The organism is Sphingomonas sp. 7/4-4 (assembly GCF_027941955.1).
Lineage (GTDB): Bacteria > Pseudomonadota > Alphaproteobacteria > Sphingomonadales > Sphingomonadaceae > Sphingomonas.
In genome coordinates this window covers 2,168,442-2,192,592 of sequence record NZ_CP115960.1, presented here as the reverse complement: position 1 = coordinate 2,192,592, position 24,151 = coordinate 2,168,442, and the positions used below count along the sequence as shown (strand labels likewise).

The 24,151-nt window shown below is 65.7% G+C and carries 28 protein-coding genes and 1 pseudogene; 6 read left to right on the top strand and 23 right to left on the bottom strand.

Going from position 1 to position 24,151, the window contains the following annotated elements; translation table 11 throughout:
- Nucleotides 1-8 precede the first annotated feature (8 nt).
- From PIB19_RS11060 to PIB19_RS11050, 3 genes are read left to right on the top strand one after another with little or no spacing between them, the layout of a single operon-like run.
- The gene (locus PIB19_RS11060) at nt 9-1,250 is read left to right on the top strand and encodes an MFS transporter (protein WP_271240862.1); all 1,242 of its coding nucleotides are present in this window, start codon (nt 9-11) and stop codon (nt 1,248-1,250) included.
- Nucleotides 1,251-1,261: 11 nt separating this feature from the next.
- Nucleotides 1,262-2,158, top strand: coding sequence for a family 43 glycosylhydrolase (locus PIB19_RS11055; protein ID WP_271240861.1), 897 nt, complete (start codon nt 1,262-1,264; stop codon nt 2,156-2,158).
- Entirely contained in the window at nt 2,128-2,331 is a 204-nt protein-coding gene (locus PIB19_RS11050; protein WP_271240860.1) for a hypothetical protein, read from the top strand. Before PIB19_RS11055 ends, PIB19_RS11050 begins: the two co-directional genes overlap by 31 nt.
- A gap of 177 nt (nt 2,332-2,508) precedes the next feature.
- On the opposite strand, the gene PIB19_RS23655 is transcribed toward PIB19_RS11050, so the two are convergent.
- From PIB19_RS23655 to PIB19_RS11030, 4 genes are read right to left on the bottom strand one after another with little or no spacing between them, the layout of a single operon-like run.
- Nucleotides 2,509-3,030, bottom strand: coding sequence for a BNR-4 repeat-containing protein (locus PIB19_RS23655; protein WP_271240859.1), 522 nt, complete (start codon nt 3,028-3,030; stop codon nt 2,509-2,511).
- Nucleotides 2,997-3,773, bottom strand: coding sequence for a BNR repeat-containing protein (locus PIB19_RS23650; protein WP_271240858.1), 777 nt, complete (start codon nt 3,771-3,773; stop codon nt 2,997-2,999). Before PIB19_RS23650 ends, PIB19_RS23655 begins: the two co-directional genes overlap by 34 nt.
- Nucleotides 3,773-3,988, bottom strand: a complete 216-nt coding sequence (locus PIB19_RS11035) for a glycoside hydrolase family 88 protein (protein ID WP_271240857.1) — start codon at nt 3,986-3,988, stop codon at nt 3,773-3,775. The genes PIB19_RS23650 and PIB19_RS11035 overlap by 1 nt, the downstream gene beginning before the upstream one ends.
- A complete protein-coding gene (locus PIB19_RS11030; RefSeq protein ID WP_271240856.1) occupies nt 3,985-4,935 on the bottom strand; it encodes a glycoside hydrolase family 88 protein in 951 nt (316 codons plus the stop codon). Before PIB19_RS11030 ends, PIB19_RS11035 begins: the two co-directional genes overlap by 4 nt.
- A 162-nt stretch (nt 4,936-5,097) precedes the next feature.
- Here PIB19_RS11030 and PIB19_RS11025 point away from each other — a divergent pair, with 162 nt between their 5' ends.
- Nucleotides 5,098-6,264, top strand: a complete 1,167-nt coding sequence (locus PIB19_RS11025) for an RNA polymerase sigma factor (protein WP_271240855.1) — start codon at nt 5,098-5,100, stop codon at nt 6,262-6,264.
- Between the two features lie 22 nt (nt 6,265-6,286).
- On the opposite strand, the gene PIB19_RS11020 is transcribed toward PIB19_RS11025, so the two are convergent.
- From PIB19_RS11020 to PIB19_RS10990, 7 genes are all read right to left on the bottom strand, one after another.
- Nucleotides 6,287-6,445 (bottom strand): spore coat protein U domain-containing protein, encoded by a 159-nt coding sequence (locus tag PIB19_RS11020; protein ID WP_271240854.1) that lies wholly within the window; start codon nt 6,443-6,445, stop codon nt 6,287-6,289.
- The gene (locus tag PIB19_RS11015; protein WP_271240853.1) at nt 6,412-6,780 is read right to left on the bottom strand and encodes a Csu type fimbrial protein; all 369 of its coding nucleotides are present in this window, start codon (nt 6,778-6,780) and stop codon (nt 6,412-6,414) included. The genes PIB19_RS11020 and PIB19_RS11015 overlap by 34 nt, the downstream gene beginning before the upstream one ends.
- A complete protein-coding gene (locus tag PIB19_RS11010; RefSeq protein ID WP_271240968.1) occupies nt 6,777-7,457 on the bottom strand; it encodes a fimbria/pilus outer membrane usher protein in 681 nt (226 codons plus the stop codon). Before PIB19_RS11010 ends, PIB19_RS11015 begins: the two co-directional genes overlap by 4 nt.
- The gene (locus PIB19_RS11005; protein WP_271240852.1) at nt 7,454-9,103 is read right to left on the bottom strand and encodes a fimbria/pilus outer membrane usher protein; all 1,650 of its coding nucleotides are present in this window, start codon (nt 9,101-9,103) and stop codon (nt 7,454-7,456) included. The genes PIB19_RS11010 and PIB19_RS11005 overlap by 4 nt, the downstream gene beginning before the upstream one ends.
- Entirely contained in the window at nt 9,084-9,812 is a 729-nt protein-coding gene (locus tag PIB19_RS11000; RefSeq protein ID WP_271240851.1) for a fimbrial biogenesis chaperone, read from the bottom strand. The genes PIB19_RS11005 and PIB19_RS11000 overlap by 20 nt, the downstream gene beginning before the upstream one ends.
- Before the next feature lie 10 nt (nt 9,813-9,822).
- Nucleotides 9,823-10,332 (bottom strand): Csu type fimbrial protein, encoded by a 510-nt coding sequence (locus tag PIB19_RS10995; protein WP_271240850.1) that lies wholly within the window; start codon nt 10,330-10,332, stop codon nt 9,823-9,825.
- 332 nt (nt 10,333-10,664) lie between these two features.
- On the bottom strand, nt 10,665-10,961 hold the full coding sequence (locus PIB19_RS10990) for a hypothetical protein (protein WP_271240849.1): 297 nt from the start codon (nt 10,959-10,961) through the stop codon (nt 10,665-10,667).
- 272 nt (nt 10,962-11,233) lie between these two features.
- Between PIB19_RS10990 and PIB19_RS10985 the strand changes: the two genes are divergently transcribed.
- Complete coding sequence (locus PIB19_RS10985; RefSeq protein WP_271240848.1) at nt 11,234-12,934, top strand: hypothetical protein; 1,701 nt, start codon at nt 11,234-11,236, stop codon at nt 12,932-12,934.
- On the opposite strand, the gene PIB19_RS10980 is transcribed toward PIB19_RS10985, so the two are convergent.
- The 9 genes and pseudogenes from PIB19_RS10980 to PIB19_RS10940 all read right to left on the bottom strand — a co-directional run bounded on the left by PIB19_RS10980 (nt 12,931) and on the right by PIB19_RS10940 (nt 20,080).
- Nucleotides 12,931-13,350: a glycosyltransferase gene (locus PIB19_RS10980; protein WP_271240847.1), complete on the bottom strand. Its 420-nt coding sequence runs from the start codon at nt 13,348-13,350 to the stop codon at nt 12,931-12,933. The genes PIB19_RS10985 and PIB19_RS10980 overlap by 4 nt on opposite strands.
- Complete coding sequence (locus tag PIB19_RS10975; RefSeq protein WP_271240846.1) at nt 13,340-14,035, bottom strand: glycosyltransferase; 696 nt, start codon at nt 14,033-14,035, stop codon at nt 13,340-13,342. Before PIB19_RS10975 ends, PIB19_RS10980 begins: the two co-directional genes overlap by 11 nt.
- Nucleotides 14,036-14,048: 13 nt before the next feature.
- Complete coding sequence (locus PIB19_RS10970) at nt 14,049-14,696, bottom strand: class I SAM-dependent methyltransferase (RefSeq protein WP_271240845.1); 648 nt, start codon at nt 14,694-14,696, stop codon at nt 14,049-14,051.
- A 1-nt stretch (nt 14,697) separates the two neighbouring features.
- The gene (locus PIB19_RS10965; protein ID WP_271240844.1) at nt 14,698-15,069 is read right to left on the bottom strand and encodes a GtrA family protein; all 372 of its coding nucleotides are present in this window, start codon (nt 15,067-15,069) and stop codon (nt 14,698-14,700) included.
- Nucleotides 15,069-15,788: a methyltransferase domain-containing protein gene (locus tag PIB19_RS10960; protein ID WP_271240843.1), complete on the bottom strand. Its 720-nt coding sequence runs from the start codon at nt 15,786-15,788 to the stop codon at nt 15,069-15,071. Before PIB19_RS10960 ends, PIB19_RS10965 begins: the two co-directional genes overlap by 1 nt.
- 46 nt (nt 15,789-15,834) lie before the next feature.
- Entirely contained in the window at nt 15,835-16,926 is a 1,092-nt protein-coding gene (locus tag PIB19_RS10955) for a glycosyltransferase family 2 protein (RefSeq protein WP_271240842.1), read from the bottom strand.
- A gap of 175 nt (nt 16,927-17,101) precedes the next feature.
- Nucleotides 17,102-18,352 (bottom strand): adenosylmethionine--8-amino-7-oxononanoate transaminase, encoded by a 1,251-nt coding sequence (locus PIB19_RS10950; RefSeq protein ID WP_271240841.1) that lies wholly within the window; start codon nt 18,350-18,352, stop codon nt 17,102-17,104.
- Nucleotides 18,349-18,959 (bottom strand): annotated as a pseudogene (bioD, locus tag PIB19_RS10945) (dethiobiotin synthase). The gene PIB19_RS10950 and the pseudogene bioD overlap by 4 nt, the downstream one beginning before the upstream one ends.
- On the bottom strand, nt 18,950-20,080 hold the full coding sequence (locus PIB19_RS10940; RefSeq protein ID WP_271240840.1) for an 8-amino-7-oxononanoate synthase: 1,131 nt from the start codon (nt 20,078-20,080) through the stop codon (nt 18,950-18,952). The pseudogene bioD and the gene PIB19_RS10940 overlap by 10 nt, the downstream one beginning before the upstream one ends.
- 349 nt (nt 20,081-20,429) lie before the next feature.
- Here PIB19_RS10940 and PIB19_RS10935 point away from each other — a divergent pair, with 349 nt between their 5' ends.
- On the top strand, nt 20,430-20,930 hold the full coding sequence (locus tag PIB19_RS10935; protein WP_271240967.1) for an AAA family ATPase: 501 nt from the start codon (nt 20,430-20,432) through the stop codon (nt 20,928-20,930).
- 135 nt (nt 20,931-21,065) lie between these two features.
- Here PIB19_RS10935 and PIB19_RS10930 read toward each other — a convergent pair whose 3' ends face one another.
- The 3 genes from PIB19_RS10930 to PIB19_RS10920 all read right to left on the bottom strand — a co-directional run bounded on the left by PIB19_RS10930 (nt 21,066) and on the right by PIB19_RS10920 (nt 24,009).
- Nucleotides 21,066-22,235 (bottom strand): mandelate racemase/muconate lactonizing enzyme family protein, encoded by a 1,170-nt coding sequence (locus PIB19_RS10930; protein WP_271240839.1) that lies wholly within the window; start codon nt 22,233-22,235, stop codon nt 21,066-21,068.
- Between the two features lie 15 nt (nt 22,236-22,250).
- Nucleotides 22,251-23,177, bottom strand: a complete 927-nt coding sequence (locus PIB19_RS10925) for a dihydrodipicolinate synthase family protein (RefSeq protein WP_271240838.1) — start codon at nt 23,175-23,177, stop codon at nt 22,251-22,253.
- A 109-nt stretch (nt 23,178-23,286) separates the two neighbouring features.
- Nucleotides 23,287-24,009 (bottom strand): IclR family transcriptional regulator, encoded by a 723-nt coding sequence (locus PIB19_RS10920; protein WP_271240837.1) that lies wholly within the window; start codon nt 24,007-24,009, stop codon nt 23,287-23,289.
- Nucleotides 24,010-24,151 lie beyond the last annotated feature (142 nt).

Here is a 24,151-nt window from a genome sequence, read left to right as displayed (position 1 = left end):
GGGGACATATGAGCGAGACTCGGGACCATAAGTGGCGCGACACGATTCTCGCCGGGCTCGCCAACTACATCGACGCGGGATCGATCGTCGCCGGATCGGTGGCGCTTGGGTTGTGGAAGCAGATTTACGGTCTGTCGGACGGCTTTATCGGTCTGATCGGCGCGTTCAGCGCCAATGCCATATCTGCCGGCATCGGCGCGCTGATCGGCGGCATCCTGTGCGACAAGTTCGGGCGCAAGAAGATCTACCAGTACGACATGCTGTTCTACGCGTTCGGCATGCTCTTCCTCGTGTTCGCCTCGGCGCCGTGGATGATCGTGCTGGGCTTCGTGCTGGTCGGCCTCGCAGTCGGCGCCGACATCCCCGCATCGTGGTCGCTGATCGCCGAGCAGGCGCCCGACGACAAGCGCGGCGCGCATTCGGGCGTGGCGCAATTGCTATGGTATCTGGGGCCGGTCGCGGTGCTGGTCGCGGCGTTCTTCCTCCAGCCCTGGGGAATCACCGGCGTCCGCTGGATCTTTGCGCATCTCGCGGTGCTGGCGATCGCGCTGACCTTCCTGCGCTCGCGTATGCGTGAGTCCGAGCGCTGGGAAGAGGCGCAGGCTGCTTCGGCCGGCCGGGCGCTCAGCCAGAATTGGCGCGAGCTGTTCAGTCCGCGCTATCTCGGCGCGGTGCTGTTCCTGGCCTCGATGTATGGCTTCTGGAACCTGTGGGCAGGCTTCAACGGCTTTTTCACGCCCTTCCTGGTCAAGGAGCACAATCTGCCCGGGTGGGTCGAGACGATCGTACCGGCGAGCTATTTCCTGATCGGGATGATCTCGATCTTCGCCATCTTCATGACGCTGTCGGACAAGGTCAATCAGCGGCTGCTGTTCGGTATCTCCGCGGCACTGCACGTGATCGGCATGGCGATCCTCGCGATCTTCGGCTTCACGCTGGAAGTATATATCGCGCATGTGGTGATCATGGGCGTGGCCGGCGGTTTCGGCGCGCAGAGCTTCTTCCAGCTCTGGTCGGCCGAACTCTTCCCGACCGCGATCCGCTCGACCGCGCAGGGCCTGACCTTCGCGATCGTACGGGTCGGTCTCGGCATCTGGAGCTTCTTCGTGCCGTGGCTCGCGAGCACCAACTACACCACGCTGGCGTGGATCCTGACCGGCTTCCTCGTCGCTTCGGGCGTGATCGGGCTGATCTGGGCGCCGCGCAACGAAGGCAAGTCGCTGGAGCAGATCGCGGCGGCGCGGGCGTGAGGGGAACCGGAATGCGGTTCAAGCATCTGTTCGTGGCGTTCTGCGCCCTCGTCGCGACTCCCGCCGCCGCGCAGCCAAAGCCCGCCGAGGCGCCGCTGCTGCTCCCGGAAATGCAGCTCCACGATCCGTTCATCGTCGCCGACAAGGCATCGGAGACCTATTATCTGTTCACGCGCAACGAGACCGCGATGACCGGCGAGCGCCGGCTCGGCACGATGGTCTATACGAGCAAGGATCTGAAGCACTGGAGCCGCCCGCGCGTGGTCTTCACGCTGCCCGAGAGCATCTGGGCCAGGGCCGGCGCCTGGGCGCCCGAGGTGCATCAATGGAAGGGAAAATGGTATCTCTTCACCACCTTCCACGACGAAGCCGCGACGCTGCCGCCGACAGGCAACAGGAAGCCTTATCGCCGCGGCACGATCCTCGCGGTGGCGGACAAGGTCGACGGGCCGTATCGCGTCGTCCGGAACGGCGAGCCGGTCGCGCCGAAGGAAATGATGACGCTCGACGGCACGCTCCATGTCGATGCAGCCGGCAAGCCGTGGCTCGTCTATGCGCATGAATGGCTGCAGACCACGATCGGCACGATCGAGGCGATCCCGCTCGACGACAGCCTTGCCGCCGCCGGTCCGCCGAAAATCCTGTTCCGCGCGAACGAGGCGCCCTGGGCCAAGGGCCAGCCCCAGCCGGACGGCGACACCGTCTGGGTGACCGACGGCCCCGAATTCTACCGCACGCGCGCCGGGACATTGGTGATGCTCTGGTCGAGCTATGGCGAGCGCGGCTACATCCAGGAATCGCGCGCTCGAAATCGGGCCAGCTCGAAGGCCCCTGGGAGCAGCTCGACCCGCTGGTCCGTCGCGACAGCGGCCACGGCATGCTGTTCCGCGCGTTCGACGGCCGCCTGATGATGGTGCTCCACCGGCCCTTCACTTTCGCGCTGGGCAAGCTCTACGAGATGAAGGATGCCGGCGACCGGGTGGAAGTGGTGCGCGAGGCGACCGAGCTCGACCTCGAAGCCTATCCCACGCATCCCTGCATCCAGCCGCACACGCCGACCGAGCGAAAGGTGGATTGCTGATTGTAGGAAAAGCGCGGCTTAACTTCACACTTTGCCCGCGGTTTCGCTCATAAAGTTGCGCGAGCAGGAAATATTGCTGCGTTTGGAAGTAGGGAGATGCTGGACGATTCAAAGAGCCAGCATGAGGCTGGCATGGATTTTCCTACATTGGAAGGCGGATCCACCCATCACGGGTGGCTAAGGCACTATTAGACGCAGCGTCTGGGGCTCCGGCACTTCCTCGCGCGGCAGATCCCGGTTCGGTGGCAATGTCGCCCAGGCGATCGCCATCCCCGATGCATCCTCCACGGTGTTGAGTTGCATCCCAGCCGGCACTTCGATCCGCCCTGCCAACCGATCCGCCAGCATCACGCCCGGCCGCTCGCCGATCCGCGCCAGCGTCTCGCCGTCGAGCAGCAGGTCGATCGGCTTGCCGTCGCGCACTACCGGGACCGGCAGCGTCTTCCCGTCCATGACCGGCGTTCCCACGCGCAGCCGGAAATCGAGCGAGCCCATCCCGCCAAAGTCCCAGCGAAACCCCTTCCAGTCGCTCGCCTGCACCACGCGCCAGCTTTTCGCTTCACGCCGCGCGACGAACATCTGGGTGTTTCCCGCCGCATCATATTTGTGGAACGCGATCACCACGCGGCCTGCGCTGTCGAAGCCGGGCACAGTGTTGTTGTTGATCATCCCGCCGTGCGCCGGCACCGGATCGACCACCTCTGCATCGCCCAGCCGGATCGGCAGGGGCAGGGGGTGCCGTCCGAGCGCTCCCAGCGCACCAGATCGCGGCTGCGCGCATAAGAGAGGTCGTGGTTGGTCGCGGCATCAGGCGTGTCGCGCCAGACCCAAATCGCGTGGAACCAGCCGTCGGGCCCGAGCACCGGCCCGACGAAATAGGCGCTACGCCTGCCTTCGCCATCGACCAGCGGTGCGTCGGTCAGCCGCTTCCAGCCTGCGTCGTCCTGAACATTGTAGATTTCGCGCCCACGGCCACTGCCGCCGTCGCGATATTTGAAGATCAGCCGCCCGTCCGCATCCTCGAGGAACATGGGATATGTCATGCTCCGCTCGGCCGCAGGTTCGACCATCGTCGGCACCCGCGTCAGTGTCCGCACATCCCCCGCCACGCTGGTCCGGAAATAGACCAGGGGATCATTGTGCATATTCGCTGTCACGTGCAGCTGCCCGGCCGCATCCACTGCCATCGCGATGCGGTTATGGCTGTCCCACCCGACCCAGCTCGGCAGCCTGGTGTAGGTCCACCACGAGGAGCCACGCGGGCGGGTGGCGACGCTGAGCTGCCGTGCCGCGTCGTAATAGCCGACATAGATGCGCTCCTCGGTCACCACGAGCGCGAACGGCACCTCGTGCCCCGCCCATACCTGATCGACCGCCTCGATCTTCTGCGCCGCCGCGGGCGCCGCGCAGATCAGCGCGAGCGGCGCCAGCAGCCTGAGCATCAGTCGAGCTTGAGGTCGGCGACTGCGGTCGCGGCAAGCAGGAACGCGCCGACGCCATAATATTGCGTGTCGGTCGGCAGCACCTGTTCGGGCCGATCACTCACCTGCTGCACCCAGCCGAGCCGCCCGTCGGGCTGGATCGAGCGCGTCAGAGCCGACCAGCCTTTCCGGACCACCGGCGCATATTCCGCCCGCGGCAGCAGCCCCGCCTTCACGCCCCAGGCGAGGCCGTAGGTGAAGAAACCGGTCCCGCTCGATTCCGGGGCGAATCCTCAGGTGCGAGCAGCGAGGGCGCCCAATAGCCGTCCGGCTTCTGCGTCGCCTTCAGCTTGCCCGCCATCTCGACGAACAGCGCTTCCAGCTTCTTCCGGTCGGGATCGCCTTTGGGCAGTTTCGGGATCATCAGTGCCAGCCCTGCGACCACCCAGCCATTGCCGCGCGCCCAGAACATCTTCCGCCCCTTGGCGTCGCGCCGCTCGAAGAAGCGGCTGTCGCGGTAATAGAGCCGCTCGACCGGATCGTAGAGGAAGTTGGTCGTCGCCCAGATTTCGCGGATGGCATAGTCGCGATAGCGGCGATCGCCGGTCTGCCTGGAAAGCTCGAGCATCGCCGGCGGTGCCATGAACAGCGCGTCGCACCAGCACCAGCGCGTCAGGCATTCGGTGGCGTTATAGCCGCCCTTTTCGGGGATCACGAAGGCGAGGGTGGTCCTGGGCGGATGGGCGAGGATGAAGTCGAATGCCTTCTTCGTCGGGGCCAGCGCCGCCGCACCGCCGCCATGCTTCGCTGACCACAGATAGGACTGAGTGATTGCCAGATCGTCGGCATGATAGGGCCGCTGGGCGGGCAGCCACTGGTTGGCCGCGCCCATATCGAGGATCGACTTGCCGATATCCGCCGGCGCGCCGTGATCGGCGAGCGCGGTCATGCCCACCCAGAACGCCGCCTGCTCCCACGCCCGTGGGTTGCGCGTCTCGCCGCCGGCGCGCGAGATATGGCTGACATCGTTCATCCTCGCGAGCTGCCAGCGTGCCAGCTTCGTAGCGGTCTCGATCGCCGCGCGCGGACTCGCTTCCGTAGGGGTCTGGGCGGAAGCGGCTGCGCCGCAGGTCAGCGCGCTTCCGGTGGCGGCCAGCAGAAGCAATGCAGTGCGCAGCGACATCGATATCCTCTCCGGTTCTGGCTGAGCTCGCCGATACGCGCCGGCTTGCCGCCTTTGTGGCTATGGCCGACAAGGCGGCATGACCGCAAGCGAGACTCCCGGGCCATAGAAGCGGTTTTCCGCATCGAACGGGCCAGGCTCATCGGGGGACTGGCCCGGGTCGTGCGCGATGTCGACCGCGCGGAAGAACTGGCGCAGGATGCCCTGGTCATCGCGCTTTCCGAATGGCCCCGAACCGGCGTCCCGGCCAATCCCGGCGCCTGGCTGATGACCGCCGCCAAGCGCCGCGCCATCGACGCCATCCGTCGCGACAAGATGCGCGAGCGCAAGCATGCGGATATCGCACGGGAGGCGGACGACGCAGTCGAGATGGACGTGACGTTCGCGATCGACGGCGATCCCGGCGACGAGTTGCTGGGGCTCATCTTCACGGCCTGCCATCCGATACTCTCGGCCGATGCGCGCGCGGCGCTCACGCTGCGGGTCGTCGGCGGCCTGACGACCGACGAGATCGCCCGGGCGTTCCTGTCGAGCGAAGTGACGATCGCCCAGCGCATCGTCCGCGCGAAAAAGACGATCGGACAGGCTGGCCTCACCTTCGAAGTGCCGCGCGGCGCCGAGCGCGCGGCACGGCTGGCCTCGGTGCTGGAGGTCATCTACCTGATCTTCAACGAAGGCTATGCCGCCACGGCGGGCGACGACCTCGTCCGGCCCAGCCTGTGCCTCGAGGCGCAGCGACTGGGCCGCATCCTCGCGGGGCTCATGCCCGAGGACGCCGAAGTGTTCGGCCTGCTGGCGCTGATGGAAATCCAGGCATCGCGCCTGCAGGCACGCACCGGCCCCGACGGTGCGCTCCTGACCCTGACCCAACAGGACCGGGCACGCTGGGACCAGTTGCTGATCCGCCGGGGTCTCGACGCGCTGGCGCAAGCCGAAGCGCTGGGCGGCGCCGACGGCCCCTATGCGCTGCAAGCCGCGCTCGCCGCCTGCCATGCGCGGGCGCGCAAGGCAGCAGACACCGACTGGTCCCGCATCGCGGCGCTCTACGACCAGTTGCGCAGGGTGATGCCTTCGCCGGTGGTCGATCTCAATCGGGCGGTCGCCCACAGCATGGCCTTCGGGCCGGAAGCGGGCCTGCGGCTGGTGGACGAGATCGCCGACGCCGCCGCGCTGCGCAATTATGCGCCCCTGCCGGCGGCGAGGGGCGACTTCCTGTTTCGGGCCGGTCGACTGGCCGAGGCCCGCACCGAATTCGAGGCCGCGGCCAGGCTCACGCGCAACGCACGCGAAGCGGCGTTCCTGCTTGCCCGTGCAGGCGCCTGCAATTGACGGCTCCCACGCAAGCCGCCCGTCAGTAGGTCACGGTGACGATGATAGTGTCGCTGTAACTGCCGGCAGGTACATTCTGGCCGGCGCGGATCCGGCCATAGACCGTAATCGTCTGATCGACACTGAGCAGTGCCGTAAAATTTCGGGTTACGCGGAACGAGCCCCCGAGCCATTTCCCCAAATTTGGGTTCGTGCCACGTCGGTATAGAGATTATACTCGAGGACGGGCGCACCGTTGTGCAGGGTGCGCTGTGCGTAGGTTCCGGATCCGGTGCTGAGATCGACCGTGAACGACCCCGCCAGCGCAACGAGCAGCGTGCAGCGGACCCGGACGCTGCCGGTGGAATCGGTGGGCGACGCGTTGACGACATTGTAATTGCCGAAACTCACGCCGGTCGCCGTGACGGTGCAGCTGCAGAGGGACAGCGGGGCGCAGGCCGCCTTTGCCGGCGATGGCGCAAGCATGAACCAGCCCGCCAGCATCGTCATCAGGAACATGAAATGCCGTATGTTCATGGCGCGCTCACGGGAGTGCCGCACCGTAATGGCCCGATGCGCGGCAGGACGTCATTTTCGGGCAATCCCCCAAGCATGACTCGACAGGGCCCCTGCCGGGTCTCGAACGCGATGATCATGTTCCGCCGCGCTTCGCGCACGAAGATCTCGCCGCCATAGCCGACGAATGCCGTCTCGCCGGTATCGGTCCGCACCGTGGTGCCGGCATCGACCGGCGTGCCATCGATTGCCTGCAGCAGGATCGTCGCGGGGTGATCGCGTTCGATCGCGAAGCGCGCGGTGACCGCTCCGCGATGCCGCGGCACGATCATGAGCGTGTCGCTCGACATGTGCGCATCGATCGGGATGTCGCCGGGCGCAATCGCGATCCGGTTCTGCTCATAAGCGCGCAGATCCGGTATGATCGCACGGCCCCGGGCGTCGGTACGGGCGACGAGGCGGTTTTCCTGGTAGATGCGGACATCCGCCAGGCCGGGCACGTCGATGACGCCCAGTGCGTCCTCTACGCGCCGGGTGGCGTAGGGGCGCCCGCCGGCGAAAAGCAACCCGCCGCTGGCGAGCATCCTGACACCCGCGCTCCCCTCCACACGCGCGGCTTCGACCCTGATTTCGCCCGGATCGCCGCGCCAGGTAAGCTCGGCCTGCTGGCGGTCGCTTTCGCCCGCACCCGCCGTCAGCCGATAGCCCCAGCCCCCTTCCGGGGTGGCGTCCTGCGCAGTTCCGCGAGGACATTGCGGGTGTCCGCCTGCACATAGCCGCTGCTGCGCGATCCGAAGGGAATGGTGAAACCCGCACCGGCCGTCGTTTGTGTGCCGGAGCCCCGGGTCGTGCTGCGCAGCGCGAAAAGGCTCAGATAGCCGCGATCCTTGATTCCGATGCTGTAATTGGCCGAGGCGAGCCGGGTGCGGTTACGGTCGGCATATTCGAGATCGGTATAGACGAGGCCGAAATTGCCGCGGCGCCCCAGCGAGAGGCTGCCCGAGGCCTGGAGCTGGCCCGTGATGCGTTCCGCGTCGCGATAGATGCCGAGCTGGTCGAACTTGCGCGAGGCGCGCTGATAGCTGACCGCGACATTCCATCCAGGCGTGATCCGGCTGAAGAAGATGCGGTAGAGCGCGCCTTTGCCGTCGTCTCCCCGCGAAACCGCGCCGGCAATTCCGAACTCGCCGATAGCAGGCCAGACGATATCGGCTCCTCCGCCGATCATCTGGACATCGCCGCTCAATTCGGCGCGGCTTTCAAGGGTCAACCAGTCGGCGACTCCGCGGCGATAGGAGCCGGCGGCGAAGGGATTGGTGTAGCCGAAGTTCCTGATGCCGTAACCCAGGCGCTCGGCACCCGCCTCGAGCGACCAGTCGCTCAAACCCGGCCTGAGTAGGCGCGAGCTGACATAATAAGAGGACGTCACCCGGCGTTCGACGCCAAGCGTATCGCGGATGACGAGCGTGACGTCGCCCGCGCCGTTCACGAGCGGCACCTGATTGATCGAGAAGGGTCCCGCCGCCACGTCGGCCTGGAAGCGCTGCGCGTTGTTCACCAACAGCTCGACATTGGAAGGGATCGCCGTGCGGCCGGTAAAAGCGGGCGTGGAGAAGGTGATGAGATTTGGCTGCAAGCTGAATTCGGTGCCGAGCCGGACGCCTCCGAAGCGTATCTGGCGCGACCAGTCGCGTGCGTCCGTCACCGTATCGCCGACAATCAGGCGGACCAGCGTATCGGGATCATCGCGCAGGAAATAGCTGTCGAGACGCGTGACCCGGCTGGATCCCGCCTGCTGGCCGACCGCCGCGGTGCTGGCGAGCAGGCCCCAACCGTCCGATATTCCGGCCTCGAGGAAAGCCGCTGCCTGCGCCTTGTGATCATATTGGACGGACAGATCGTAATTGAGAAAGGCCGCGAAGGCGCTCTTGGTCGGCCGTACGCGCACGGCCATCGCCGAGACATTGCTGGAAGCGAAGAGTTCGGCGGAAACGATCAACGCGATGCGTTGGCCGGCCGCGTCGAATTGCAGAGTCATGCCGGCGATGCCGGTCAGCGGAACGAAGGCCTCGTTCTCGATCATGGTCGTCGCGGCCGGGGAAACCCTGACGCCCCAGCGCACCAGATCGGACGGGTGGACGAAGAAGTCGCCGCCGCGCCGCGCCACCAGATACTCGCCCTCCGGCACGCCGTTGACGGTGATCGCGACGAACAGCAGTTCGAACCGATCCGAGTCCTGCTGCCGCGCCGGCGGATCCGGAGCGGCAGACTGTGCGCCTGCGGCGGTGGCGTCGGCGAGGAGGCAGAGCGCCGCCATTATGTTCCTAGGGGCGGCCGGTTTCACGGGGAGCCGCCTCGGCGACGAGATCGGCGGCCAAATCACCCTGATCCGTCACGGCGCTCAGTTTGAGGGCCTCGCCGGCGCGAACCGGAGCGCCGACATCGAGCATGACCTGCCGCGACGCGCCGGGCAGCAGATAGACCGACATGTCGCCGGCGCCCAGCTTCGTGCCGTTCCGCCCGGCCAGCGCGAGCCGATTGATCTGGACATGGACGGTGCCCTGGTTGCGGATCTCGAAGGCCATTTTTCGATCCCCCGCTGCCCAGGCGCGCCAGGAGAGGCGACCGACCGGGTTGGGCGCCGGCACGAAGATGGGAATGCTTATCCGCAACAAGGTTCGCACTTGTCCGGGCTCGCTCGGGCGCAAACCCGGCACCTCCTCCAGAACGACGCGGTAGCTTTTCTCGACCGTGCCGGGGCTGGTCCGCAAGCCGAAGCGCGCGATCTGCTCGCCCTGGCCCGCAATCTCGAACAGGCCCGGATTGGCGAGAACGTCCCGGGTTTCCTCGAGCTTGTCCTCGCCGTCCACCTGGCGCCAGGAAAAGACGCGCAGCTGGATGCGGGCAGTCTCGGCACTGCCGTTCTGGATCGTCATCGTCTGCACCGGTTCTTTCGGGGTCAGGACGATCCGGACGGGATATACTTTGAGCGAGGAAGCCTGCGCCGCCAGCGGCAGCAGCACTATCGCGACGATGGCGGCTCCGGCGCGCATCGGCTCGGCCTCAATAGTTTACGGTGACGGTGATGGTGTCCGCATAACTGGCCGCGGGCACATTCTGGTTGGCGGGAATGCGGCCATAGACCGTCAAAGTCGACGGCAGGACGAGGGCCGTGGTCGCCAGCGGCGTGTCGGTACCAGGCGTATTGCCCCAGTTATTGGTGCGGCCCGCTTCCTGGTACAGCGCATAGCCAAGCGTGTTGGCGCCGTTCGTCATGCGGCGCGTCGTGACCGTGGCGCCGCTCGCCGTGCCGGTGTTGAGACCGACCGTGAAGGATGAGCCGACGGTGCAGAACACCGACAGCGTGGTCGAGCCGTCGAGCGGCGTTGCCGCCGTCGGATCATAGGTTCCGAAAGCGAGCGGATTCGCCGTGACGACACAGGCCTTGAGGACGGTAGCCGTTACCGTGAAGGTCGTTGTGGTGGTGTCTGCCTGCGCGGCGGGAGAGACAAGGAGCCCCGCACCCGCAATAGCGATCCAGCACGGAACAAGAATCTTGGCATGAGCAATCATTTCAGCCTCCATACTCGACGCCGTAATTTTAATTTGGCGCCCAAGAGTTTGCCGATTTTCGGGCACAGTCGATTGCACTCGAATTTACGGCGATGTGCGACTATATCGCATCGCAACAATTATGATGTGCTATATGTCCCACATACGTATTACATACAAGCATGAGTAGAATTACGTATAGAGATCAAGTAAGATGATCTCACAGCGATACTGTAATAATTAAGTTAAATAATAATTAACACTTGACCATGATTTGACGTGGTCTGATATATCTTTTGATATAAGCGCGCGGCATTCTTGCCAAGAACGTACGCTTACGCGCGGAGAAGAGTTCAGAATACGACTTCGATAATCTCGATCGTATCTGTCCCTGCCATTTCCGGGGCGCGATGATGTTCCGTGGCGGAGCTGATCGGTGAGGGCGTCGCCCGGTCATCCTCGCGAACGAACGATTGCCCCGGCAAGGCACAGTCCACCGAGACGGTTTTGACGTCGGTCGGCGATGGCGCTGCACCGCGGACTGAAATCGAGCAGGGCGAAACGACGGTCGCGCTCACAGTGAAGCGCTCTTCCGCGGGCATCGAGACCGCAGGCGCCACAACGCCGACACTTGCCGTCACGGTGCTCAACAATATCCGACGCACTGGCATTCGACACCCTCCGCGACCCTGCAAGCGGGCTCCGATCACCAACCATTATAGGTCGGCCCGTCAGGGCAAAGCGAAATGAGAAACGAGCGCAACGGTAGCGGCGCAATCGGCAATGGGTGCAGCCAGGGTGGATCCACGCTTTTGCAATCGCGATTCTGGCTCGAGCTGGAGGAAAAAGCCGGTTCACGGTGCCGCGATCAATGCAGACGGCCTCCACACAGGGTTAACGTATCGTCGCTAGTGCCGTCGTGATGAAGTCGGAGGAAATATCGGCGCTGTTGCCAGCCCCGCGGCGCGCGGCGATCTGTCTGGCGATCGGATTGGCAGTGCTCGCCATTCCCCAGGGTCCGCTGATCACGCGTTGGCTGTTCCTGCACCAGGACCTGCAAGCCGGCATCGCCCTCATCGCGTGCTGGTTGCTGGCCTGGTGGATCAAGCTGCCTCTGGCGTTGCCCCTGCAACCGCCACGCCTCGCATTCGTGCTGGGCGCTGCGGCGGTGTTCGCGCTCGGCTTGTGGGCGGGGGCGCACGCGCTGATGCTCGATTATCCCCTCACGCGCGACGAATTGATGGCTGGTTTCGACCAGGCAAACTTCACCGCGGGCAGATTGTCGGCGCTCCTGCCTACGGTCTGGACAGGGTACGGCCTGGCACTCGTCCCCGATTTCCTGCTCGACGTTCCGGGGCAGGCATTGCTGGCCTCTGCTTATGGTCCGGTCAATTCGGCGATGCGCGCGGCCTTCGGGTTTGTCGCCGATCCGGCGTTGCTCAATCCGCTGCTCGCAGCGGCTGGGCTGATAGCGCTGCATCGGATCGCGCGACGTTTATTCGCCGATTCTCCCGGCGCGCAGTGGCTGGTCCTGATCGGTTACGTATTGTCGGCGCAGATCGCGGTGAACGCGATGACCAGCTACGCGATGACCGCGCACCTCGCGTTCAATCTGATCTGGCTGGCGCTGTTTCTGCGCGACAAATGGTGGAGCCATATGCTGGCGGCCCTGGTCGGCGCTCTCGCCATCGGATTGCACCAGGTGGTGTTCCATCCATTGTTCGCAGGCCCGTTCATCCTGTGGCTGCTGCGCGAACGCCGCTGGCGGCTGTTTGCCGGTTATGCTGCGGTGTACTTTGCTGCGCTCGGCTTCTGGATGAGCTGGCCCCAGATGGTGACCGCGGCGGGCGGCATGACGGCGCACAGCGGCAGTATCGTCGGGGCCGGCGGGTTCGTCACCAACCGGGTGCTCCCGCTCCTGTTCAGGGATCGTGGCGGCGACCTCTCTTTGATGTTCTATAATCTGGTGCGTGCGGTCGTGTGGAACGCGGCGTTCCTGCTTCCCTGCGTGCTGCTGGCCATTCCGGCCGTTCGCCGTCGTGAGGGGCTGACGACCCCGCTCGCCGCAGGGGTGTTGCTGACCATCTTCGCGATGACGATCCTGCTGGCGTATCAGGGCCATGGCTGGGGCTACCGCTATATCCACGGCCTGCTCGGCAATTGCCTGCTGCTCGCCGGCTATGGCTATCGCGAGCTGGCGCGGCGCGAGGAGCGGGTGGCCACGGGATTTGTCGCTTTCCTCACCGCGGCGACCCTGCCGATCGCCGACTGGCTGTTGGCGACGACCCATGGCTTCGTGGCGCCGTACGCCCGGCTGAGCGCGCTGATCGCGCGACAGGATGTCGACTTCGTGATCGTCGATACCAATGGCCCGGGCTTTGCGATGGACCAGGTGAGAAACCGGCCGGATCTTTCAAATCGCCCGCTGATCTTCTCGAGCGCGCATCTCACGCCCGCCCAGGTGACCCAATTGTGCGACCGGGGCACGATCGCGCTGGTGGGCCGAAGCGTGCTGCGCAGCGGGGAGCTATTTCTGGCCCGGGTGCCCGCCGGGGACCCGCAATTCAACCATCAAGTGGCACCTCTCGACGGCCGCAATTGCGTGCGGCCGGGGGTTCGCTAAGCGGATTCCGCACCGCGCCCGGCCAGCATATGCTCGAGGCGCTCGGCGTTGCGATCCCAATCATAGGCTTGGCGGGCGTGTGCGGCGGCGGCGCTGTCGATGCGGGGAACGGTCGTTTCGATCGCGCGGGCGAAACGTGCCGCCGTGCCGGCGGGATCGCGCGGGTCGACCGGGATGCCATGCAGAATGCCCGTCGCTTCAGGATCCGCCGCGGCGCTGTCGAGCCCGCAGAACACTTCCAGTCCCGAGGCCATCGCTTCCTGGATCACCAGCGGGAATCCTTCGCCGACCGACGGCAGAAGGAGCGCATCCACTTCGCGATAGAGCTGCGCCAGTTCGGCGCGCGATTTGCGCCCGAGCACGCTGACATTGGCGAGTGCCCATGCCGCTGGGTCGATGGGGCCGCTACCGACCATCAGAAGCTGCCAATCGGGGCGCCGTGCCGCGAGCTCGCGCAAGGCGCCCAAGCCCTTTTCTCCACGAAGCGGCCGACGAACAGCAATCGCCGGCGACCGTCGAGGAAGCGGCACGTTCCGGCGGCGGGAAGAACAGCGTGTGATCGACGCCGTTGAACAGCAGCGCGGCCTGTTTCGGGTCGAGATCATCGGCGAAGGACTGGCGGACGAGATCGCTGATGAACACGGCTTGCGGTGCGGATCGGATCACGGGACGCGTGACGAGGCGATCGGCGATCGTCATCGCCACGCGCAGGATCGGGTTGGTGAAAGGAATGGTGCCGATATGCTGCACCAGCAGCCATGGCTTTCCGAACCGCCTAGCATAGCGCATCGCGAGCAGCGAACTGGCGTACAGCGCGTCGTGGATGATGACGGCATCCGCTGCTTGCACTTCCTGTTTCAGGCACCGGCGTGCGGACCCGTTCGGCAACGGCATCGGCAGGCCCGTCCAGCGCTCCACGGGGTCGTACGCCGTGAGCGGGACGGGATCGATCAGTGGGTCCACGGGCGCGGGATCGAACGCCGCAGCGGCCAGGCGGCAGGTGTGGCCACGAGCCCCGAGCGCGCGCGCCATCGCGCCGGCGACGATCTCTATGCCTCCGCCATGGCTCTCGAAGAAGCCCGAGACCAGCAGGATCCGCATCCGCCGCGGGCTCTCAGCGGCGATCGAATCGGAAGGTGATTTCCAGCCGGTTCGGGAACACCCACGCCATCGGAGGGGCGCGGTATCTGCCGGGCTGCACCGCGCCGATCGTCGCGTCGATCGCGCTGGCGAGCTGGCGCCACTCGGGCATGGAGAGATAGTGCGCCTCGATCTGGCCGCCGAACGGAATATTGCCGATCACGTCGAGCACCGTCAGGCGCCAATGGTCCAGACGAGATGCCGCGAGATGGTCCTTGATGTAGATCGGCCCCGAGACGACACGTGCGATCTCCGCCATCAGCGCCGGCCGGTGCTCGCGCGGAACATGGTGCATGACGTTGTTGATCGTTGCCGCATCGAAATGGCCGTCGCCAAAGGGAAGCGTGCGGCCGTCATAAACCCGGGTTTCGACTGAAAGCGACGGGTAATAGCGGTCGACGACGTCGATGGCGACGACATGGCGCGCAGGCAACAAAGTCTGGATCGCCTCGGCCATCAATCCCGTGCCGCCGCCGACGTCGAGCACCCGATCGTGCGATCCCTGCCAGACACCGGCGAGGTCGCGGAGCATCGCAGCCTGGTATCGCGGCGCCTTGCGCCGGTAGAGCGGGGCGTGCGCCGCGAAGACATGGCTGACGCGATCAAGGGTAATATCGGTCATTCTACGCTCCCTTCGGGAGGATGGCCCAGCGGGTCAGCGCGAAGTTGATGCCGGTCAGCATCACGGTCGATGCCGGGGCTGCAAGCATCATTGGCAAGCCAAGGGCGCTGTAGAACAACCAGACCGCGGCCAGGCTCATCGGGAAGTTCAGCGACATCGCCATCGTGTAGCGCAGCAGACCGGCCAGTGTCGGCTCGGCTTCGAAGGTCCACCGGCAATGCATCGCATAGCCGACGCATATGCAAGCGGCGAACGACAGCGCCGTCGAGAAAACATAGTGCAGCCCGGCCGCCTCGCCGGCTATGAGAATGGCGATGTTGAGCCCGGCGCAAAGCGCCGCGATGAGGGTATAAGGGCCGGCCTGGCGGAGCATCATTCCACTACCAAGGCCTGCACCAGGTAAACGCATGCGTTGTCGTTGCGTACCGCAGCTGGCGTAATCCAGTCTTCGATCACCGCACGCGCATTCATGACAATGGCGAGCGGCACGAGCATCGCCGGGCCGAGCAACGGTATGCGCCGCAACGCGTAGGCGAAGGCGGTCAGGCGTATGATCGTCGTCAGGGCGAGCGGCCCTACGACGGGGCGGCAGCTCTCAATTGCGAAGCCGCGCGATTGCAGGTCGTTGGCGAGACCTTCGCGGGTCCAGCGGCGATGATCTTCCGGATGCGGATGATAAAGCCACATGCCGTGCGTCGAGAGCAACAGCCGACCTCCGGGGCGCAACAGCCGTTTTATCTCGGCAAGGTAGGTATCGAGATCGCGGACATGCTCGAGAACCTGGAAGCTGAGGACCAGGTCGGCAGTGGCGTCGGGCGCAGCGACACTGCCGTCCGCCGCGATGCCGATCTCGGCTGCCGTGCCGAAATCCGCGCCCTGATAGATGACGCCTCGTTCTTCGAACAGCAGCCGATAAGGCTGATCGCCGCAGCCGACGTCGATGGCAGTCGCACCTGGCCGGGCGAGTCCGTCGGCCGCCCGCGTCACTTCCGCGGCGAGGCCGCGCAGCACGAGCCAGTCGGAATCGACGATGCGCGGTTTGCGCCGCCGTGTGCTCTGGTCGAAAGCGGATCGATGCGGTTCGTGGATCATGGTCAGGCGCGCGAGGCCGACATGAACTGTGCGTCGTTGCCGCCGATCACGGCCAGCAGGAAGCCGCCGAACAAGGTCTGCAGGCCCATGGTTCCGACGACGCCTGCCAGCGCAACCGGCAGAATCGAGGGAGGGCGAAGAAGCTGCCCGCGCCCCAGTAAACCGCGATGCCGGTCATCGCCGCTCCCGCCGCGGCGATCAGCGAAAATCCGCCGATCACGCAGGTTTCGAGGTTCAGCAGGTGCCGAATGCGGCGAAACGCCGGGCTCGGCAAACGATAGCCTGCGTGCACGCCGTAAAGATGCGAGGCGGTCGCCATCAGTCCCGCCATGTGGCCGACAGACGCGAGCAGGGCGCCGATCACGATCCAGCTTTCGCCGAACGGGACTGCGCCGATGAGCCCGAGCGAGTGCAGCGCGGCCGCAGTCAGGATCAATAGTCCCGCGCCGAACGCCGCTATCCCGGGCACACCGAACACCCATGTCGGGCTGAGCATGAAGAGGTAGCGCAAGTGCCGCCAGCCGTCGCGCCACGGCCGCAAGTGCGGCGCCCGATCACGCAGGTCCCGCGACAGGGTAGCGGGCACTTCGGTGATCTTCAGTTTCAACAGCGCGCCCTTGATGACCATTTCGCTGGCGAATTCCATCCCCTCGCCGGTGAGCCGCAGCCGTTCGAAGGCATCCTTGCGGATCGCCCTGAGGCCGCAATGCGCGTCGCTGATGCCGGGTCTGAAGAACAGGTTGAGGATGCCGGTCAGCGCCGGGTTGCCGATATAGCGGTTCTTCCATGGCATCGCGCCCGGAGCGATGCTGCCCTTGAAGCGACTGCCCATGCACAGCTCGTAGCCCTGTTCGAGCTTGGCAATCATCTTCACGCCTTCGGTAAAATCGTAGCTCCCGTCACAATCTCCCATCAGGATGTAGCGCCCGAGCGCGGCCTGGCAGCCGCCGATCAGCGCTGCACCATAGCCGCGGCAAGCGATCGGCACGATGCGGGCGCCGAGCTGGGTGGCGAGCGTCTGGCTGCCATCGGTCGAACCGTTGTCCGCGACCACGATCTCGCCCGAAAGGCCCAGTTCGCTGCGCAGCCGCGCAAGCGCATCGAGCGCATTGCCGATGCAATACGGAAGACTCTGCACTTCGTTCAGGCACGGCATGACAAGGGTGACGTCGGGTGCGGGCGCTGCTTCCGTCAGCGTGAATTGACGATGTCGAAGTTCCACGCGACCCTCTCTGGATGTCCCGCTTATCCATGACCGGCCTTGGTTAACAATCGGTCAAGCGACTCGGTCGAGCCGAGTGCGCGGAGGCCGCTTAACCGCGCATCGCGTCGATAGCCTCGCCGATCGCCGTATAGATGGCAGCGAGATCCTCCTCGCCGATGCAATAAGGAGGCATGACGTAGACGGTGTTTCCCAGCGGACGGAGAAGCAGGTCCCGCTCGCGGAAGAAGGCGAGCAGCCGCGGCCCGAGGGCGGAGAGATAGTCGCCCTCGGGCGCCTCGATCTCGAGCGCGGTGATCGTGCCGATCTGCCGTGCATTGGCAACGCCCTGGAGGCCTGAGAGCTTCTCGCCCTGAAGCCGGGTGAGGCGGGCAATGCGTTCCAGGACCGGTTCCTCGCGCCAGATGGCGAGGTTCGCGTTCGCGGCGGCGCAGGCGATCGGATTGGCGGTGTAGCTCGACGAGTGGAAGAATTGCCTGCTTCGGTCGGTGGAGAAATGGGCTTCGTAGATGGGCTCGGTCGCGAGAGTCACGGCGAGCGGGATTGCCCCGCCCGTGAGGCCCTTGGACAGGCACAGGATGTCGGGAACGATCTCTGCCTGTTCGCAGGCGAGGAGAGTCCCGGTGCGCCCCCAGCCGGTCATCACTTCATCGGCGATGAACAGGACACCGTGCGCGGCGCAGATCGCGCGCATCGCCGCCAGCACCCATGGCGCGTAGATCCGCATGCCGCCGGCACCGAGCACCAGCGGCTCGACGATGAATGCCGCGGGTTTGTCCTCGTGGGTGCAGAAATGCTCGAGGGCGTCGAGGGTCACCTGCTCGCTACCGGCCGTGGGGAACGGAACGGTGGCGACATCGAACAGCAGCGGCGCGTAGGCCTGATTGAAGATACCGCGCGCACCGACCGACATCGCGCCGATCGTATCGCCGTGATAGCTGCTTTCCATCACTACGATCCGTTGCCGGGGCTCGCCGCGATTCAGCCAGAAGCCGAGCGCCATTTTCAGCGCGACCTCCACGCTCGTCGAGCCACTGTCGGAGAAGAAGGCGTAGGCAAGCGGCGCAGGCATTATCTCGAGCAGCCCCCTGGCGAGCTGCTCCGCCGGCTCGTGGGTCCAGCCCGCAAAGATGATCTGGTCCAGCCTGGTAGCCTGCTCGGCAATCGCGGCCATGATCCGGGGGTGACAATGGCCGTGCGTGTTCACCCACCAGGACGAGATTGCGTCGATGATCCGGCGGCCGTCCGCGGTATAGAGCGCCGCACCCTCGGCATGGGTGACGAGCGGGGTGGGCTCGGCGAGGCCGTGTTGCGTGAACGGGTGCCAGATCGAGCTCCTCACGCGAAATCACCGAGATCAAATGCCTCTGCGAAGGCAGATTGAAGCCACGCCGGGTCGAGGGAATCGGCGAGCGGCAGGCGCCCCAGCCTCTTTACGCGGCCGATCGCAGCGATCGTCGCCTCGCTGTCTTCCACCGCGTCGCCGACAAAGGCGATTCCGGTGATCTCGACCCGGCGATGGCGCAACGCCTCGATCGTCATCAGCGAATGGTTGATCGTGCCCAGGCCGGTGCGCGCGACGATCACCACCGGCAGCTTCCAGCGTGCGAACAGGTCGGCATAGAGCAGGTCGCGAGTCACCGGCACGAGCGCACCACCGGCGCCTTCGATGACGAGGGGATCGAGTGCGGGCGGCGTCAGCGCCTCGGGCGAGATCCGCACCTCGTCGATCTCGGCCGCGCGATGCGGAGAGCAGGGGTGCGCAGGCGATAAGCTTCCGGCAGGCATCTCGCTGCCGGCGCCAACGCTGCCACCATCGCGGTATCGCTCGCGTCCTCGAGCCCGGCCTGGATCGGCTTCCAGTAAGCCGCGCCCAGCGCACCGGCGAGGCCGGCGGCGAATATTGTCTTGCCGACGCCGGTGTCGGTGCCGGTCACGATCAAGCGCATTCCAGCGCCTCCTCAAGTGCCGCCGCGAGCGCGTCGATCGCCGCCTCGTCGATATTGAGCGTGATTGCGATACGCAGCCGAGCGGTACCGGCGGGCACTGTCGGGGGACGGATGCCGCGGACGTCGAATCCGCGCGCCTGCAATCGCTCCGCAACCGCCATGGTGCGGGCGTCGTCGCCGAGGATGAGCGGCAGAATCTGCGATCCGCTTCGGGTGGCGCCGAGTGGTGCGAGCTTCCGCTCGGCATAAGCGGCGAGCGCGAGCAATCGTGTCCGCCGCTCGGGCTCGTCGGTGACGAGGCGGAGTGCGGCGCGCACCGCGGCGGCCATCAGCGGCGACGGCGCAGTCGAGAAGATGAACGGCCGGCCGCGGTTGATGAGGAAGTCCCGGACGAGCGCCGGCGCGCAGATCAGCGCGCCCTCGCAACCGAGCGCCTTGCCGCAGGTATGCACCGTGATCAGGTTTCCGCCGCGTGGCAGCGCGCTCGCCAGGCCGCGGCCGCCGTCGCCGAACACGCCGGTGGCGTGCGCTTCGTCGACTATCAGCACGGCGTCGTATCGCGCAGCCACTTGGGCGAGTTCCGCCAGCGGCGCCTGATCGCCGTCCATGCTATACAGGCTCTCGACCGCGATCCACGGCCGGCCGCGGCCGCCGCGCGCGCGCCATGCTGCGATGGTGGCGTCGAAGGCATCCATATCATTGTGGCGCACCGGCGCCGTGTCTGCCCGGGCGAGGCGCAAGCCCTCGTGCATGCTGGCGTGGACGAGGTCGTCGTAAACGATCAGGTCACCGCGTTGCGGCAGGGTCGAAAGCAGGGTGCTGTTGGCGGCATAGCCGCTGGAGAAGAACAAGGCGGATTCGGCCCCGACCCATTCGGCGGCCTCCATCTCCAGCCTTTCATGCTCTTCATGGTTACCGCGCAACAGGCGGGATCCGCCTGAGCCGATCGGCACGCCGCGCGCCAATGCATCCTGCACCGCCTGCACGAGAGGCGGCGCGCCGGCCACGCCGAGATAATCGTTCGATGCAAAATCGAGCCCGGCACGCGGCTTGAGCCCGCGGCGACGGTGGCTGCGCGTCAGGCTGTCGAGATGCCCGGCGAGATCGGCAACAAAGGTCATTCAGCGCGCCCCTAGGGTGGATCGTGATTTGGCGCCAGACGCTTGACCCCGGCGAGCGTTATTATCCTTGTCATCCCGGGCTTGAAGAACCGCCCTTTGACGAACTACGAAAGCCGTCATCCGCACGAGCCGCTACCTCTGGTCAACTGCTCTATTGGGGTTGTGAAGTTGAGGGAATTAGCGCCGTGGGTCGAAGAGTGTTGCCGTCACCTCAAACAAAAAAGCCGAGCAGATTCAGCGAATGCGGGACGGCAGCCTCGTTTCTGCTATCGGAGCCTGCGTGGTCCGCGTGAATGCAAGTTGAAGATATGCTGACGGAAATTCGGCGGAGAGAACGCTCGTGTTTGTAATGATCTCGGGCTGTTCAGGCGGGGGCAAGTCTACCCTGCTCGCCGAACTCGCGCGGAGAGCTTACGCGGTGGTTGCGGAGCCCGGACGCCGTATTATCGCTGAGGAACGGACGGGGGATGGGGCCGCGCTTCCCTGGGTCGATGCGCGTGCATTTGCTCGCCGCGCACTCGAGATGTCCATTGAGGACTACGAGATCGCGCGCGGACTCACATTCTTTGATCGCGGGGTTGTGGATGCAGCCGTTGCGATTGCAGCAACCGGCGGTGAACAGCCGACCACCATCATCGGTCGCGTTCGCTATGATCGTCTTTTCCTCGCCCCGCCGTGGCCAGAGATTTATGTCAACGACGCCGATCGGCGTCACAGCCTCGAAAAGGCTCTGGTCGACTATGAACGCGTACGGCGGGCGTACCTTGATGCTGGATACCATCCCGTCATGCTGCCTCGCGACACGGTCGCTGCCCGTGCTGACTTCATTCTATCGCAATTGCAGGGGTAGAGGATGCGGGGCCAGGCGGGACCCACTCATCTTCGTCAGCTTGCTTCAGGTGCGCCGCTACGCGCCGGCACGGCGCCCTAGCATCATTGCTGCGCAGCGGCTCGAGCCGATCCGCCGCCTCGCCGGGCGAGGCCCTCAGATCGCTTCGGCGTAACGCCAGAAGTCCTCGCCGGGCATGACGCCGAGCCCCGGACCCTCGGGCAGGCGATAGGCGCCGGCCGCGCATGCCGGTAGTCCGTCGAGCAAAGCGGCGTTCCGGTCGAAGATCGAATGCTGATATTCGTGCATCGGCAAATCGAGGATCGCCGCCGATGCCTGTAGGCTGGCGGCGAGGAAGATACCCGTTCCGATCGTCGCATGCGGGATGGTGGGGATGTGGTGCGCGCCGGCGAGCTGCGCGATGCGCAGGAACTGGGTGATGCCGGTATGGCCCATCTCGGGCTGGACGATTGCGACTGCGCCCGCCGCCAGCCGGGGTTCGGCATCATGGACCGTCCGCCACTCCTCGCCCGCGGCGATCGGCGTCGTCACCGAACGCGCCACATGCGCGAGCCCGGCCACATCCTCGGGTTTCACCGGCGCTTCGGCGAAGGCGAGATCATGCCGTTCGAGCCGGCGGATCAGCTGGGCGGCATCACCGCGCCCGTGCATCCAGTGAAAGTCGACCATCAGCCGCGCCTCTGGACCCAGTGCCTCGCGCAGCGCGCCGAGCTCGCGGTCGAGCCCGTCCCAGCTCACCGCCGCGGCGATCTTGAACGCCGTGAAGCCCTGGTCGGCAAAGCGCTTCGCCAGCGCCACACGCTCGTCGAGCGTCGCGCAGGGAAGGCCCGAGATATAAGCGGGGATCGCCTGGCGCCGCTCGCCGCCGAGCAGCTTGCGGATGGGCAGGCCCGCGATGCGGCCGCAAATGTCCCACAATGCAATGTCCACCGCGGCGACCGCGTCGAGATAGAAGCCGCCGCCATATCCGCGGACGCGCAATATGTCGTAGAGATCCTCCCACAGCACGGCGACGTCGAACGGATCGCGTCCGGTGACGATCGGCGCGATCAGATCCTCGATGAAGGTGCCGATCACCTGCGGCGCGGTGAGGCCGTAGGTTTCACCCCAGCCGACGACGCCATTGCGCGTGGTGACGCGAACGACCACCGAACGGTCCTGGGTCGGATAGAGGGTGCGGTTGGACTTGCGCACGAAATAGCCGCGCGCATTGACTTCCTCGCCCGCGCCGAGCGGCCCGAGATAGGGCGTGTCGCGCGGAATGGTGACCACAAAGGCTTCGATGCGCTCGATCCGGTCGTCCATCGCAGCAGCCTCCGTTCAGCTGGTGTGACGTTGAACTACGGGCTCAGCAGGCGTCAACAAGTCCGCCAGGCCCTCGAGCAGTTCGTCGAGCTCGCGCTGGTCATGCGCATCGAGCGCCGGCCCCGGTGCGCGCACGAAAGCGCTGGAGATCAGGCCGCGGCGCCGGAGCACTTCCTTGGTGAGGCGCCAGCGGTAGATCGCCTGCATGTTGAGCAGCGGCAGCGTGCGTTCGAACAGCCGGCGCACGCGGGCCCAGTCGCCCGCACGGTGCGCCGCGATCAGCTGGACATGCAGGTCGGCGATCTCGACCGCAGGCATCGTGCCCACCGCACCGCGCGCGAGCTCGTCGGTGATGTAGCGGCCGCCGGCGCCGCCGAACACGCCGTCCAGCAGCCCGTCGCCCTGTTCACGAAGTGCGGTGATCCTTTGGCCGCAGGGAAGGGTTTCCTCTTTCACATATCGGATGCCCGGCGCCGCGCGGACGATCCCGATCACTGCCGCGGGCGAGAGGCCGAGCCCCATCGGTCTCGGGGCGTTCTGGAGCATGAGCGGCACGTCCGCCGCGGCGGAAAGCCGGCGATAAAAGCCGGCGAGGCGGTCCAGGTCGTCGGCATGGCGGCTCGGGGTCACCACCATCGCGGCGCTGGCGCCGGCCTGTGCGGCGGCGGCGATCACTGCCTCGCTTTCCGCATCGCTCTTGCCGCCCGCTCCGCAGATGAAGGCGACCCGTCCGGCCACGCGCCCGCCGATCAGGGCGATCAGATGGAGCCGCTCGTCCAGCGTGAGATGATCATATTCGCTCGCCAGCCCGGGAAAGACGACGCCGTCGACGCCGCAATCGACTGCCCAGTCGGTAACGGCGCAGATCCCCTTCTCGTCCACTGCACCCTGGTCGGTGAAGATGGTCGGCAGGACCGGAAATGCGCCGCTGATCACAGACATGTTCATCCCTTCGTCACGCGCACCCCTCCCTCGGGGCACCCGGGATGTCCAATCATATCATTGCTAAACTAGCAATAAAAATGTTTCTATGACCGCAACAGCGCTCGCGTCATTCCGCGATTTCGGCGGCGGCCTTGCGCAGGGCGGCGACGATTTCGGGCGTGGCTTCTTCCGGAATCCAGCCCGACATGCCGATCGCCGCGAAGGCGGGACTGGAGACGCCGATCGCGATCGTGTGCCGATCCTGGTTCTCGCCGACCCGGACGCGCGCGTAACCTTGCGCACGCGTCGTGGCCAGGACCCCGAGCAAGGCGTCCAGCCCGCCGGGATAGCCGGGCACGTCTTCTCCTTCGTAGAGTTCGGCGATATGCCCGTCGTCGAGCTCCGCGAGCAATGCGACGCCGATCCCGTTCTCGCTCGCCGGAAGCAGCCCGATGCGGCCGAGCGCCTGCGCCGTCTCCATCCCAGGAGGCGCGTGGAAGAGATAGCTGACGTCATGGTTCCACAGCACACCCATCGCGATGGTGAGGCCGAAGCGCCGCAGCTGTTCGAGCGCGGGCATCGCATTCTGGACGAAGCGCGAGGCGAAAAGGCTTTGCGCGGCAAGCACATGCATGCCGGGGCCGGCGGTGTATTTGCGATTGGCGGTCTGCCGGGCGATGCCGAGATAAGCGAGCGTCTTGAGCAGGCGATTGACGCGGGTCGGATTGAAGCCGAGCTTGCGGGCAAGCTCGCGGTTGCCGATCGGCTCTGGCGACACGGCGAGCGCCTGGAGCGTGGCGATGCCGTCGATCAGGCTCTGATTGGGTTGGGCATTTGGTTTGGGCCGCACGTGGGCGCTTCCTCCGGTTGTCGCTCGCGCGACAGACATGATCCATGCGACTGCCGAGCGCAATCGGCTATGGCAGGTGTCGATTGACTTGTCGCTAAATACGCAACATTTTGGGCAAGCCGGGGCCTGAGGTCGGCGTGCG

Coding starts and splice junctions, on each gene's coding strand:
- PIB19_RS11060 (WP_271240862.1), top strand. CDS start 9: ATGAGCGAGACTCGGGACCATAAGTGGCGCGACACGATTCTCGCCGGG.
- PIB19_RS11055 (WP_271240861.1), top strand. CDS start 1,262: ATGCGGTTCAAGCATCTGTTCGTGGCGTTCTGCGCCCTCGTCGCGACT.
- PIB19_RS11050 (WP_271240860.1), top strand. CDS start 2,128: ATGCTGTTCCGCGCGTTCGACGGCCGCCTGATGATGGTGCTCCACCGG.
- PIB19_RS23650 (WP_271240858.1), bottom strand. CDS start 3,773: ATGCTCAGGCTGCTGGCGCCGCTCGCGCTGATCTGCGCGGCGCCCGCG.
- PIB19_RS11030 (WP_271240856.1), bottom strand. CDS start 4,935: ATGTCGCTGCGCACTGCATTGCTTCTGCTGGCCGCCACCGGAAGCGCG.
- PIB19_RS11015 (WP_271240853.1), bottom strand. CDS start 6,780: ATGAACATACGGCATTTCATGTTCCTGATGACGATGCTGGCGGGCTGG.
- PIB19_RS11000 (WP_271240851.1), bottom strand. CDS start 9,812: ATGCGCGCCGGAGCCGCCATCGTCGCGATAGTGCTGCTGCCGCTGGCG.
- PIB19_RS10995 (WP_271240850.1), bottom strand. CDS start 10,332: ATGATTGCTCATGCCAAGATTCTTGTTCCGTGCTGGATCGCTATTGCG.
- PIB19_RS10985 (WP_271240848.1), top strand. CDS start 11,234: ATGAAGTCGGAGGAAATATCGGCGCTGTTGCCAGCCCCGCGGCGCGCG.
- PIB19_RS10980 (WP_271240847.1), bottom strand. CDS start 13,350: ATGGTCGGTAGCGGCCCCATCGACCCAGCGGCATGGGCACTCGCCAAT.
- PIB19_RS10975 (WP_271240846.1), bottom strand. CDS start 14,035: ATGCGGATCCTGCTGGTCTCGGGCTTCTTCGAGAGCCATGGCGGAGGC.
- PIB19_RS10970 (WP_271240845.1), bottom strand. CDS start 14,696: ATGACCGATATTACCCTTGATCGCGTCAGCCATGTCTTCGCGGCGCAC.
- PIB19_RS10965 (WP_271240844.1), bottom strand. CDS start 15,069: ATGCTCCGCCAGGCCGGCCCTTATACCCTCATCGCGGCGCTTTGCGCC.
- PIB19_RS10960 (WP_271240843.1), bottom strand. CDS start 15,788: ATGATCCACGAACCGCATCGATCCGCTTTCGACCAGAGCACACGGCGG.
- PIB19_RS10940 (WP_271240840.1), bottom strand. CDS start 20,080: ATGACCTTTGTTGCCGATCTCGCCGGGCATCTCGACAGCCTGACGCGC.
- PIB19_RS10935 (WP_271240967.1), top strand. CDS start 20,430: ATGATCTCGGGCTGTTCAGGCGGGGGCAAGTCTACCCTGCTCGCCGAA.
- PIB19_RS10930 (WP_271240839.1), bottom strand. CDS start 22,235: ATGGACGACCGGATCGAGCGCATCGAAGCCTTTGTGGTCACCATTCCG.
- PIB19_RS10925 (WP_271240838.1), bottom strand. CDS start 23,177: ATGTCTGTGATCAGCGGCGCATTTCCGGTCCTGCCGACCATCTTCACC.